11 protein-coding genes are annotated in these 13,506 nt (G+C 46.5%); 2 read left to right on the top strand and 9 right to left on the bottom strand.

The window, feature by feature from the left end; all coding sequences use genetic code 11:
* Positions 1-78: 78 nt before the first annotated feature.
* Both B2U97_RS09385 and B2U97_RS09380 read left to right on the top strand, forming a co-directional pair.
* Entirely contained in the window at positions 79-1,416 is a 1,338-nt protein-coding gene (locus B2U97_RS09385) for a sensor domain-containing diguanylate cyclase (protein WP_286830475.1), read from the top strand.
* Positions 1,417-1,483: 67 nt separating this feature from the next.
* Positions 1,484-1,768: a hypothetical protein gene (locus B2U97_RS09380; RefSeq protein ID WP_145914798.1), complete on the top strand. Its 285-nt coding sequence runs from the start codon at positions 1,484-1,486 to the stop codon at positions 1,766-1,768.
* 64 nt (positions 1,769-1,832) lie between these two features.
* Here B2U97_RS09380 and cysQ read toward each other — a convergent pair whose 3' ends face one another.
* The 9 genes from cysQ to B2U97_RS09335 form a co-directional block, all read right to left on the bottom strand.
* Positions 1,833-2,567: a 3'(2'),5'-bisphosphate nucleotidase CysQ gene (gene cysQ, locus B2U97_RS09375; protein ID WP_034818376.1), complete on the bottom strand. Its 735-nt coding sequence runs from the start codon at positions 2,565-2,567 to the stop codon at positions 1,833-1,835.
* A 55-nt stretch (positions 2,568-2,622) separates the two neighbouring features.
* On the bottom strand, positions 2,623-2,967 hold the full coding sequence (locus tag B2U97_RS09370; protein WP_034818377.1) for a helix-turn-helix transcriptional regulator: 345 nt from the start codon (positions 2,965-2,967) through the stop codon (positions 2,623-2,625).
* A 197-nt stretch (positions 2,968-3,164) separates the two neighbouring features.
* On the bottom strand, positions 3,165-3,650 hold the full coding sequence (locus B2U97_RS09365; RefSeq protein ID WP_034818378.1) for a S8 family serine peptidase: 486 nt from the start codon (positions 3,648-3,650) through the stop codon (positions 3,165-3,167).
* Between the two features lie 15 nt (positions 3,651-3,665).
* Positions 3,666-5,870 carry a S8 family serine peptidase gene (locus B2U97_RS09360; RefSeq protein ID WP_286823298.1) on the bottom strand — a complete coding sequence of 735 codons (2,205 nt, stop codon included), beginning with the start codon at positions 5,868-5,870 and terminating at the stop codon, positions 3,666-3,668.
* Positions 5,871-6,004: 134 nt separating this feature from the next.
* The gene (gene pgi, locus B2U97_RS09355; RefSeq protein ID WP_034818380.1) at positions 6,005-7,474 is read right to left on the bottom strand and encodes a glucose-6-phosphate isomerase; all 1,470 of its coding nucleotides are present in this window, start codon (positions 7,472-7,474) and stop codon (positions 6,005-6,007) included.
* A 19-nt stretch (positions 7,475-7,493) separates the two neighbouring features.
* Entirely contained in the window at positions 7,494-9,398 is a 1,905-nt protein-coding gene (locus B2U97_RS09350) for a nucleoside-diphosphate sugar epimerase/dehydratase (protein ID WP_286823301.1), read from the bottom strand.
* Positions 9,399-9,443: 45 nt separating this feature from the next.
* The gene (locus B2U97_RS09345) at positions 9,444-12,311 is read right to left on the bottom strand and encodes a YjbH domain-containing protein (protein ID WP_286830473.1); all 2,868 of its coding nucleotides are present in this window, start codon (positions 12,309-12,311) and stop codon (positions 9,444-9,446) included.
* An 8-nt stretch (positions 12,312-12,319) separates the two neighbouring features.
* Complete coding sequence (locus tag B2U97_RS09340) at positions 12,320-13,003, bottom strand: YjbF family lipoprotein (protein WP_286823297.1); 684 nt, start codon at positions 13,001-13,003, stop codon at positions 12,320-12,322.
* 140 nt (positions 13,004-13,143) lie between these two features.
* Positions 13,144-13,452, bottom strand: coding sequence for a hypothetical protein (locus B2U97_RS09335; protein WP_110013753.1), 309 nt, complete (start codon positions 13,450-13,452; stop codon positions 13,144-13,146).
* Positions 13,453-13,506 lie beyond the last annotated feature (54 nt).

The raw sequence follows: 13,506 nt of genomic DNA, 5'->3' as shown, positions 1-13,506 counted from the left end.
CTCATTCAAGACAAAAACGCTCCCGTTGAAGTTTATATAAACGCATTAGATAAACAGTTTGATGTAACCGCGACACCAATGACTATTGAAGGTATTCCATGCTGCCTGGTCGAATTTCTCAGTAATGACCCACACGGTTCTTGTTACTTATCATTGCCAAGCTCTCATCGACTCAATAGCATTATCGAAAGCACTGATGCTGGCACTTGGGAATGGAACGTACAAACTGATGAACTCATTATTAATGAGCGATGGGCGTCTATGGTCGGCTACACCATCGAGGAACTTAAACCAATCAGTACTAAAACCTGGCTCAGTATCCTCCATAAAGCTGACCATGAAAAGTTTCAGCGAGTTTTCCAGTCGCATGTTCTTGGCAAAACATCTTTTTACAGCGCAGATTTAAGACTAAAGCATAAACAAGGGCATGAGGTATGGATCAGGGATCACGGCAAAATTGTTACGCGCACTGAAGAAGGTGAGCCAGAGTGGTTCTCCGGAACGCATATTGATATTACAGAACTAAAACAGTTAGAGCGTGAACTTAAAAGCAGCCAAAAAACACTTCAAACTGCACAAGAAATAGCTCAGCTGGGCTATTGGTCTTTCACACTATCGGATAACTCATTGACCTGGTCACCCATTATTTTCAATATGCTTGGCCTCAGCCCTAAAACAACAGCAGCATCCCTGTCCTTGTTCAAAGAGCTGTTACACCCTGATGATGAGAATCTTTTTGAGGACAGCCGAGAGCGTTTATTTAATTCAAAAGTCTTCGATAAGACTCACCGTATCCGACACTCAGACGGACACTACTTATGGGTTCATATATATGCTCAATGGCAGCAAGATGGAGAGGTATTAGTTGGGACCATACATGACATTACCCAACAAAAAGAGCTGGAGCTAGAACTACTTAATCAATCACGTATTGACTCGTTAACGGGCCTAGCCAACCGGCGCTATTTTATTGAGCAAATTGAGCGCGCAATTACACGCTCAAAAAGAACATCAAGCCAGCTTTCTCTGCTGGTCATCGACGTTGACCTTTTCAAAAAGATAAATGACAGATTCGGTCACAGTACAGGCGACCGCGTCTTAGAGAAGTTGGCAAAAATTATGAGCGAAAGAGTTAGGAGCTCTGATCTTGTCGCCCGTATTGGTGGTGAAGAGTTTGCTGTCATGTTGCCAGATACCACTATTAATGACGCATTCAAACTCGCTGAAGAATTGAAAGAAGCCGTTAACTCTCAACCTATACAACTTAAAGACAATCAACTTTCTCTTTCTGTCACTATTGGAGTCAGCAGCCTATCTGACGAAAACTCAAACTGGTCCTCGCTCTATGGCGAAGCCGATAATGCCATGTATCAAGGCAAAAAAGACGGCCGAAACCGTGTTTTTATCACTAAGTAGTAGCGTTTTCCCAATAAAAGAGTGTTACTTTTAAATCGCGCAAACCCCGAGATCTGTCAGACGCTGGGTGCCATTGGGCTTTAGTGAAAAAGAGATATTCTCAGTTTTAGAATGGGATATATCGACGTACTATGATGAGTACGGAGAGGCCACCAATGGCGGGTATTACATTCTGCCTCGTTTCAACCACTACCAGCTGGCAGAGCGCCCTGAGTCTGAACCTTATGAGCCTCAGTCTGCAACAAAGTCTCAGTTAGAAAAGGTGGATGTCTCTAACACAGATAAATCAAGCAACTTGGGTTACACCATTGTGGATCCTCAGGCGGCAGCAACATCGACAAGCAAGCATTAATACTGCGTTGTGAATGACATAAATGTCAGGTCAGATCCGGCCCTGACGTTCACGTCAGGCTACCTCACCGGGCAATAAAATGCGGGTTCAAATAGTCTTCTTTTTGGTTATACAGCAGCGGGGCACCGGCAACGGTTGTAACTTCTCCGCCCGCTGCACCTAGTACCGCATGGGCTGCGGCGGTATCCCACTCACTTGTAGGTCCTAAGCGCGGATAAATGTCGGCTTTGCCTTCTGCTACCAGGCAAAATTTTAGCGAACTGCCTACTCCCAGCATCTCATACGGTTTGTCTAAAGCATCCAGCCAGTCGGTAGTTTCCTGCGACGGATGTGAACGCGAGCCTACTACGCGCAAGGTTTCCGACTTCCTCGAGGCAACGGAAATAACTTTGTCGTTTAAGAACGCTCCGCGGTCACGCTCGCCGGTGTACATAGCATTCAGAGCCGGAGCATACACCACTCCTAAAATGGGCACGCCCTTTTCTATCAAAGCAATGTTCACGGTAAACTCGTCGTTGCGCTTAATAAACTCTTTGGTGCCGTCAAGCGGGTCGACTAACCAATAGCGACACCAGTGCTTACGCTGCGCCCAGCTAATATTCGATGACTCTTCTGAAATAACCGGATACTGAATATCCAGAGCGCGCAAACCATCACAAATGATATTATGCGCGGCTAAGTCTGCTTTTGTCAGCGGGCTGTCGTCGGCTTTTTTCTGCACATCAAAGTCATCGCTTCGGTAAATGTCCATAATGGCAGCGCCAGCCTCGCGGGCTATTTCCTTTACTTCTTTAAGCATGAATCATTCCGTTAAGTCACGTCTGTAATGAAAATGGGTTGAGAAATTGAAGAGCTCAGAAATCATCATCAACGGCCTTTTGCGGTTTACGCGCTCTTTGCGGCAGCAGAGCAAGTTTCTCCTCGGTACGCTTAATGTTATTCGCTAATTTTGGAGAAGACAGTTCTGCATTGAATAGCGGCACACCGACAATACTGGCCACCTCGAATACGGCACCTATTTCACACTTAGGATCAGCCTTTTCAATACGCTGAAGCATACTTCTTGAAATACCTGCGCGCTCTGCAACTTCCTGAGTACTAAGCTTGCGCTCAATGCGCGCAGCACGAATAAGCCCAGACAGTAGAGTCAGGGCTTCTTTGGTGTATTGTGAGTAGGTACGTACTATAGATTTTGGCATGCAATTGATTTATATATAAACCATTAAACTGCTTAATGAGTTACTTATAAATCAATTTAGTTTGCAGCCGCGAGTTTGTCAAATGTTTTGCGGGCTTATCTCTTCGTAGCCTGATATTCATGTCAGTCTACATCGAAAACAAAAAAACCGCATTCAGGCAAAACCCGAATGCGGTTTTCACTTAATCATACTACAACTTAAAGTGTATGAGGCTTACGAAGGTTTTCCACAATCTCAACTTTAATGCTGTTAACACCGCTTACACTGCGTAACTCATCACGCAGTTTTAACATATTGGTGCCGTCAGGCGCTTTAAGCATAGCCAGGTTTAAACGTGAATAAACACGCTCAACCGTCAAACCAAATTGAGACGCTAAAGCATCAGCGTCAACATCACTAGCTAGAACAGTAATAATTCCTGATACATATGCCTTCTCACCAGTAATGCGGTTAATCATTTCAGTTCCGGCTAACAACACATTATCTTCATCTCCCGAAAGCTTTGCAGACTCAGGTAGCTTAGTGAAACTGTATTGCTGATAATCGCGCTTTGCATCCATTTGAGGTAATTGCTTTTTAGCCGGTTGTTGTTTTTTCATCGGCTCAGGAATTTCCTGTGCCGTGGCCGATACAGCAACTACGCCACTGACGGCCACCGCTAATAGTGCTTTTGTTAAATTCATATCACTTTGCTCCTATTAATGACCGAACGCACGAACGCTAACGGTTTCTAAAACTGAAGGTACTGAGTTGTTTGATACCGGTAGGCCACTAAGGTTCAAGTCTTCACCATTAGTATCAACGAAACGTACCGTCCATTCACCCGCGAGACTTTCACCATAAAAGGCATTTGCCAGAAATACAGTATCTTCAAGAATATATGGGCTACATTGGCCATTAGCACCAGCTAAAATTTCCTGACGACCCGACAGTAGCTGAGTAGTTGTACCCGCCGGAGAAGTTACTTCAATAGCTAAATCTGAACCTGCAGTACTGTAAAAAGAACAACCAGACCCATCAAAGTCTACGTTGCTAACCGTTAACGAGAACTGTAAGCCTTCTAGCGTCATGTCATCTTCGACAGTGAAACTATAACTGGCTCCATCAGCATCGTTATCAGGAATATCAATCGCTGTTTCTGGTGAGACATTCATCCAGTCAGTTTCAATTAGCTCAGCCATTGAACCGGCTTCCATTTCTTTTGCCATTGCGACAGCTGCACCTGCATTAACACGGCCAAAACCGTATTTCAGGTTAAACGGATAACCAGCCGAGTTTTCAATCCAGCCAGCGTCTGCAACAAACTCACCGCCGTTAACTTCAATAACAACAGCTTCGTCTTCTGCGTCTACTTGGTCAGCAGTATTTGCCATAATATGGCGAATTTCTCGCGCGCTCAGCGCAGGGTTTGCAGAGCCAATTAAAGCAACTACACCCGTCGTGTTAGGAGCCGCAGACGAGGTTCCATTAAAGGTACTAGTAAAGTTACACGACGGATTCTCCTCGTGACCCGGGGCATTAAAGTTGCTGAACGCTTCAAAATACCCAGGAGCTCCCGCTTGAGCATCAATTGCATCCTGATACGGGAAGCTACTATACCCCTGTAAACAAGTTGACTGGTCAGTTGTGACCATAGCCGGAGCAAATTCACCATATTCACCCGCTGGCGCAGAAATAAACGTATTAGCTCCCGCAGTTGAATAACTTGCGTGGTTACCATCAGAATTCACAGCTGCAACAGTTGTGGTATAGAAGTTAGAATTTGAAGGATCCATATTACCATTTAAGCAAGTAAGACCCGTGCTGATAGCACCATTTACAGCACATAATTCCCAAACACCACCGTCAAAGGAGTTGCCAGCCGACTTCACGTTAATAGCGCCAAGGCCATTACGTAACGCAGTCGCTGCGTACTTTTCAAACACTTCGTCCGTTGGAGATGTGTAATAAACATAAGGAGCTGAGTAACCGTAGCTGCGGTTATAAGCTATGATAGGATCGCTTTCAGAAACGCCGCTGCCTGGCAAACCATGGATTAAAGCTGAGTTCAGCTCGTTCTGATCAACATTTCCACCCAGGTAGTTAGCTCCGAACACTTGAGCCTGCGGAGCTACGCCGCGTCCACCCAGGCCATTTCCAGCAACGGCTGCAATCAAGCCCGCAACAGAGGTACCGTGATCACCGGTGTTGCTCAACGTATTAGTAGGATCCATTTTATTAGTTGCATCAGGATCAAAGTTTAATGACATATTTGGCGCAATATTGTCACGCAAATCCGGGTGCTGAATTTCCAAACCAGAATCAGCTACACCAACAATCATTCCCTGACCAAAAGCACCTTGCGCATAAGCTTCAATAACGTTCATGTCTTCGCCGGGAACATAAATGCTTTCATCAAAAAATTGGGCTAGCGCATCTTCTTCTGTCCAACCAAAATTGTTTACTAAGAAGTCCAATGCCGCCTGTGTTTGAGTGTAAGTTTTCTGACCGGTGTTATTTAAATGCCACTGCTGGTAAGCCAGCGGATCACTTTTAATAGTCGAGCTTTCAACCGTCACCGTTTCAGTGGTGCTTAATTCGCCGTCACTAACCGTAATTTCAATTGTCGCGGTTTCAGCACGCAACGGAATATACGTGAACTCCCCTTCACCATTAATTTCCACATTGCCTGGCGCAGTTCCGTCTTCAGGAGCCACAACCGATGCAGAATAAGTAACATCACTACCGTTAGGATCGGTAGCAGTTACTTGACCTGTCATAGGTTCCCACTGAGTTCCTTCTGCAGCAACTTCGACTGCCGAAACCGTTGGTGCGTAATTATCATCGTCACTGCCACCGCAGGCTGCTAACCCCATGACAACAGCAGCTGATAATGCCGTTAGTTTAAATTGTTTTATTGGCATTTTTACCTCGTTATTGTTGTTCCCCTTAAAGGAACGACACTATAACGAGACTGTTGTAATTTTGTAAATAAAAAATGTAACAAACCTTTAACGGAAACTTAATTTCAAAACAACAATCAGGCTACATAATCAAATCACCGCATACGCTGAATGATGGCGTCGGTACTCTCGTCAAAGGACTCGTCGCTTTCGCCGTCCAGTACGCGCAGTACGTCCATGGCAATTTTCTTGCCCTTTTCCACGCCGGGCTGGTCAAAGCTGTTCAGGCCCCAAATAACGCCCTGGGTAAACACTTTGTGCTCATAGGCGGCTATTAAGGCGCCAAAGCTCTCGGGGGTCAGTTCGTCCATTATCAGCAGGTTAGACGGGTGCCTGCCCGGATAATGGTCACTGGGTGAACCGGCATTCTCGCTGCCGTCCCACATTAAACGCCGGTGCGCCAGACAGTTGGCTACAGCCAAACGCTGCTGCTCTGCAAGACCACTGCGGGTAGCTTCCGAAAAGCCCGGGGCTTCGCGTTTAAGCACGGTGACAAAGTCCGCAGTAAACTGATCATAACCCTGATGCAAATGCTGGAAAAACGCGTGCTGTCCGTTAGGTCCAAAACCGCCCCAAATAATAGGGCCAGTGGGGTAATCAATGGCCTCATTCTCGGCAGTGTACTGCTTACCATTGCTTTCCATATCCAGCTGTTGCAGGTAGTTAGGTAACATACGTAAGCGACCGTCGTAAGGCAAAATGGCTAAGTTATTAATGCCCAGTTGCTCGCGGTTATACACCCCATACAAAGCCAGTAATACCGGCAAATTTTCTTTCAACGGCGCGCCTAAAAAGTGTTCGTCCATGGTTTTTGCGCCTTCCAGCATGCGCTCAAAAGGTCTAATGCCAGTGGTTAACGCTATGCTCAAACCTAACGCCGACCACAACGAAAAACGCCCACCTACGCCTTCGCCAAAGGTAAACTGCTGAGCCGGTGGTATACCGTAATCCGTCATTCCCTGTACATTGGCCGACACGCCTATCACGTGGTTTGCCAGCCATTGCTCCTGAGTTAACTGAGGCTCTACCCATTTTCGTACTGTGTCCACATTAGCAAAAGTGTCTACCGTGCCAAACGACTTAGACGAAACAATAAATACGGTAGTTTCAGGATCAACAATAGGCAACACGGCATACAGCTGGCCGCCATCCATAGAGGACACAAAATGCACCTGCAAATCGTGCACTGCGGCGTCATCCGCAAATTCACGCAAGGCAAAAGCGCCCATCTGCGGCCCCAGGTCAGAGCCACCCACGCCAATGTTCACTACGTCGGTAATGGGTTTTCCGGTGCTGCCTAACCAACGGCCGGAACGCAGCTTTTGCACGGTATCCACAAAGCGGGTTTTGCGGTTACTTTGTTTTGCCACCGCGTGCACGGAACGGCTGAGTACATGAGTGACCGGGCGGTCTTCGCTTATATTGCGGTATTCGCCGCGGCACAGTTGCTGGCGGTGTTCATCGAAGTGTTCAGGTAGGCGTTTGCCGGCCGTTTCAAGCAGTTCGTCCACTGAAAGTTTTTGGTAGCTGGTATCTAAAGCTAAGTAAGGTCCGTTTTTAATCATTATTTCGTCCTTTTATACGTCAGGCAACATCGGTTTCGTCTTCACTACAGGTGCGGTGTTTATTCCAAATAACATCACAAATCTGGTTGTCAGCTGGTGCGTAGCCGGTTGGGGCGTCCAGCAATAATTGACGCAGCTCGTCTATCGCAAACCGCTGACAGGCGTCATCCAACAGTCCCAGCAGTTTCTCCATTTCGTCCCAACTTAGCGACTGCTCATTGGCACGCAATATACGCGAGTGGTCACTGGCTTCCACATTGTCGCCAATTAGCAGTTCTTCGTATAGCTTTTCACCCGGGCGCAAACCACTAAACTCTATGGCAATGTCACCATGCGGGTTCTTCTCGGTACGCTCTTCGAGGCCAGACAAGCGGATCATTTTACGAGCTAAATCGACAATTTTAACCGAGTCACCCATATCCAGCACAAACACCGAGCCGGAATGTCCCATGGTGCCAGCCTGTATCACGAGCTGCGCAGCCTCGGGTATGGTCATAAAAAAGCGGGTAATATCGGGGTGCGTTACGGTGACCGGCCCGCCGTGTTCAATTTGCTCTTTAAACAACGGCACCACGGAGCCCGACGAGCCCAATACATTACCAAAACGCACCATAGAAAAGCGCGTTTCGCGTTGGCGTTGTGCCAGCCCCTGCAATACTAATTCTGACAAGCGCTTGGTGGTACCCATGACATTAGTGGGCCGCACGGCTTTATCGGTGGAAATTAACACAAACTGCTTAACACCAGCCGAGATAGCTGCTTCCGCCGTATGCCAGGTACCAAATACATTGTTGCGCACGCCTTCAACCATGTTGTACTCAACTAAAGGCACATGCTTATAAGCCGCCGCATGGTATACAGTGTCCACGGTAAAAGCCTTCAGCACGGTTTCAATGCGGTTGCGCCGCTGTACTGTGCCTATCACTGGAATGATCTCAGCACCAATGCCCTGTTGCTGGCAAATTTGCGTTAACTCGCGCTCAATAGCGTATAAAGCAAATTCAGACAACTCATACAATACCAACGCCTTAGGTCGCTGCTTAAGTATTTGCCTGCAAAGCTCAGAGCCAATAGAGCCACCAGCTCCCGTTACCAACACGGTTTGCCCGGTAATATGCTTTTCCATTAACTGCGGCTCAGGAGTCACTGGGTCCCGGCCTAATAAATCTTCTACCCGTACATCCTGTAGCTGGTCAATCGACAAGTCGCCATTCACCATATCGGCCATGCCGGGTACGGTTTGTACTTTTACCGGCAGGGCTTCCAAAGCATCAAGTATTTGACGGCGCCGCGAACGCAGCGTGCTCGGTAAAGCCAACAAAATGCGTTGAATATCCAAGTCGCGAATAGCGCTATCGATATGTTCTGGCGAAATAACTTTTAACCCCAGAACCGAGGTGTTCTGTAAGCCACTGTCATCATCAACAAACAGCACCGGGTGAAACTCATCACCGTTAGATATCGCCTGCGCTAATTGCCGCCCGGCAGAGCCCGCGCCATAAATAATGACTTTGTCTTTTTGCCGGCTCATAACTCGTTGATAACCTTCTCGAACTACAAGACGGCTGCCGCCTGTCAGTAAAAAAGCAATAAGCACATAATTCACAACAGCGGACACAGGCAAAGAAATACCCATTACCCATGCCCCAACGAACAATAGTACGCCGCTAAAAATAACGCTAAAAAATACCAAGCTCAGCACTTTAAAGCCAACATAGCGCACTACAGCTCTATACAAACCAAAACGAATAAAAGCAAGTAGCGTAATGCCTAAAACGACTCCGCCCAGAATAATCCATTGCGACCAACGCAACGGCACAATGGCATCAAAGCTTAATAAGTACGCCAAAACCATAGCAACAGTTATTGATCCTATATCAATAACCAAGCCAATGCCCCGCTTCACGTTGCGGGGCAGCTGCATCAGTAGCTTAAAAAGTTTCAATGTCTACATCCTATTTAGACTGTTTTAACGATTATAAAACGGCGCTCTGTCATCAGTGTAATCATACAAACGCGCTCTGCGTTGCAACTGCTGACCACCATTTCGGGACAATGGTACCCAGCTAAAACCAATGCGTTCACGTGTATTGCGTACGCTCATTAAGTCAAACGGAATACTAATGAAAAAGCCTTTGGTAAAGCTACCTTCACCATACTCTTCGGCCGACACATTGGTAAAGGCAGCAAATGCACCGGCAATTACGCCGCTATCAAAACGCTTCTGCATGGTCACATTAACGCCTTTATCACCCGCTAAGAACTGGCCAAAGTCTAGCTGTAATAAAGTATCAGACAACCACGGCATTTGGTAATAAGCGCTAACAAAACCCGTAGTTACCTCATAATCTAAGAAGCCACTACCGCCTGTATAGTTCCGTTGACGCACTCGGTTAATATGCGCACCAAAAGCCCAGGGGCTGTCTATAGGCCGGTACAATATTTCAGCCCCGGCACCACCAAACATCCGCTCAAGGTACCCAGCGTACGCCATAGCGAACCAATCCTGACTAAGCCGTTTATGATAAGTCACCTGTGCAGAGTCTAGCCACGCGTCATTCTTAATGTAACGTCTTACTTGAGTACGCACTTCCGGTAATTCAGACGGCCCACCACCCAGGAAGTTAAACTCGTCGTAGTTATTTGCCACGTTAAAGCCAACTTCACCAAACACTTCTAAGTTTTCCGCTAACCAACGGCGTCCAAAAGCAAAGACACCCAACTGATACGTCTGAAAGTTTTCGGGGCTGCCGAAGTCTTGTTTGAAGAAGGGTTTTAGCCCGTAACTGTTACTGAAACGATAGTCGGGGTTAAGTTTCCACTCGTCACTGTCTTTAACCGGTGGCTCTTCCGGATACAAACGCGTGAAAAGCTCCTTGGTTTCATCAACGCCCTTACCTGGCTCTTCGTTTCGAATTCGCCGTTTAAATTCTTCGGCATCAACCTGTGTATTCACACTCGGGTTAAACAGCGCCTGATCAACCATATTGTAAGTTTTTACTGACTCAGGAAGCTCTGCGGCCATAATACGCGCAGCACGGTCGAAAGCCTCATCACTGTTCCGGAAACGACGATGATACGCGTACATAGTCACTTCATCATCGGTTGCGGCAAAACGAGCGCCACTAAACGCACCCTGTTTAATCATTTCGCTCCGCATGGCTATCCAGTCAACATCCTTCAGCTTATTAGCGTTTGGCTTCTGCGGCTGGGTTTTAGGCGGAGTGGTTTTCACCTGATTTAGCTCATTAAAGTTGGTGCGCAAACTAAAGTTAAACATGAGCGTATCGCCACGCTCGTAACTGAGCTGTACGTCGAAGTAATCCGTGACCTGGTAGTTCGCTCCAAAGTTCCAGCGGCTGTCTGCAACAATAGGCACACCGGCATTGTCACGGCTATAGTCATTGCCTTCATACTCAGCTTTTAATGTTAAAGGCTCCCAGGGAGTTTGGTATTCAACACCACCAAACAACGCCATGGGCCCGGTAAACCACTGGTCGTATTCCAGCTCCCCCCCTTTTCCGCTAAATCCTGTTTTTCTATCGCAGTACTCGTCAGATATCTCGCAAAAAGGGTTAGACACATCATCGTACGTCCCTAAACGTCCAAAACCGACGCCTAAGCTAATATCGACTGGACCAAAACGTTTACTGCCCACAATATACTCGGCATCAAAAAGCCCCGTGCCCGCTAAGTCTCGTAAGCCCACACTCACTTCAGGTAACCAGTAACTTTCTTGCCATAAGCGGGCTTTTACATCAAAGCCTTTGTCGGTCAATATTGAGTCACCGCTAAACCCTGGAACCTGGCTGTATAGACGGTTAGGGAATCGTGTATAGAATGCGGTGGCTTCAAGCCAGGGTAAGAGTTGCAAGTTGACTGTGTAACGTCGGTACTCGTCCATATCAGAATAAGTGATCGCTAACTCACCCTCTTTCGCCATACGCGCAGTTGGATTTTGCATTAAACCTACAGAGCCATAATTATTATAGCTAGGCGATAAATCCATACGCGACCAATGGTTTTTAGGTGTCGGTGCATCACTCAGTGTATATAAAGGCGTATTCGTTTTACTTCTGACAGACTCATCCGCAACAAAATGCTTTAAAAGCTCCCTAATATTACTGTTCAAATTCTTAAACTTGGGCGGCAGCTGATTTTGCTCAAAACCTAACCATAAAATATTGCCCGGTAAAAGCTCTGTATCATCCTGTTTGAAGTAACCCCAGTTACTCTCAGTTTCACCCGAGACGGATACTTTTACAGCTTTAGTTTTATTATAAGCTCTCAGTAATTGAGCTTCTGCTTCAATACTGTTTATCCAATGAGCCACGGTTTTACCTGAGTGAAACTCATATCGTCCCGGCTCAGAAAACAAACCATAGGCATAGACAAAATTTGGCCTATTGCTCACTACCAACTCGTAACGGCCTTTCGGCAACAACGGGTTATCAGTTAGCTGCTGACGCGCGCCCTCAATACTTATTTCGCCTACCAGTTGCTTGCCTAAGTGCCAAGCTTTTATCTGACGAGCCACTATAGCAGCGGAGTCGGCTTTATTCGTTTCTCTGCGGTTACGCCAGTAGTTTTCCAACTCGGCTAACTCTGCCAGCACTTTTCGCTTTTTTTCATCTACCGTTTTTTGTTCATCAACCTTGACCAAACGAGCTGTTGGCCAATAAATGTTTTCTAACTCCCCCCGCTCTTCCATTGCTGATAACGCCTGCTGCAGACGCACCGGTCCGTCAAACGCAATTTTCTGAGTTTCGCCGATTGCCGGAAAAGCAGAAATTGAAAACGCGGCTAACAGGAGGAGAAGTAACAATGTTTTTTTCATGAACGGACTCATTTCGCTGCTTTATTAGAATAATCACGACCTATCCAGGTCACTTGAGTTAAGGTAAGAGAAGTTTCACCGGGAAATAGCTGTTGCTCACTTTTTACCACATGCCCGTCGCTTTCAATCCAAAAACGATTTGTAAAGGTTTCACCGCTAAGCTCAAAGCGGCCTTTCTCTTGCACTAAAGTGGCGTTCACTTTACCAAAAGGCATTTCCAGAGTTTGCTCTTCCACAACCGAAAACTGAGATACAACAGTACGGCTAAATGTTCGTTCCTGCATTTGGTAGTCGTAGTTACGCTGCCAGCGGCTCTTGCAATCATTAGGTTGATTTACAATGCATTGCAACGGGTCTTGCTCTAGATTTGAAGCGGCTAGTAAGTCACCGTTTAAATTCTGAGTTCGAATAATACGTCCGTTACGTATAACTAACGTCTCTTTCTCGGCTGTAATAAAGTGCCTGTCGTTCGGTTTATCTATAAAACCCAGCACTATTAAAGTGCGTGGCTTTTCTTCCCACTGTGCGTAAAGCGAGGTATAAGGAAATTTTTCTATTTCTTCAGAAGAAAGCTCAGCGTCCTGCTGTGTTTTAAAAGCGTATTCAACCGTTTCGCGAACCTCGTCGGTAACGGCGGTGCATCCGTAGGTAACAACCCCAAACAAAGCGAGCAGGCAATAGCGAATTAACATGAACGAGTCTCTTATTCAGCTTAAGTCAAAAGTAAAGTTCACCGGACAAAAAAATACCGCCCTACGGCGGTATTTTATCACAGTTTCTTTTCAGTAAGTTCAGCGAAGCGCTTCACCAACTTACACTAAACCGCAAACAATTACTGAACAGGAACAGTAATTGTGTAAGTATTTGTACCAGTACCAGTAACGGTTACTGTTGTACCTGGCTCTTCTGGGTTTTCAGGATCTTCGTCATCAATAATTGAATTAGAAGAGCTGTCAGAAACCGCTGCCACAGTTGCTGCCCCTGCAACACCTGCAAAAACTAATGCCTGAGTAGACAAACCACCAATACCGGCAGTTGAAGCAGATGCGCCGGCTGCACCGGTCGAACCTTCTTGCTGTGCCATTGCTGGTGCGGTCGCTAAACCTAACGCAGCAATAACTGATAATGCTAAAGTTTTCATAATATTCACCTCACTCCAGAGATATAGATACATGTATCGCTGTGACTGAAAACA

It is taken from the genome of Idiomarina sp. UBA3176, assembly GCF_002364295.1.
GTDB lineage: Bacteria > Pseudomonadota > Gammaproteobacteria > Enterobacterales > Alteromonadaceae > Idiomarina > Idiomarina loihiensis.
Note: the sequence above shows the minus strand (reverse complement) of the source record. Positions and strands in the feature narration are given on the sequence as shown.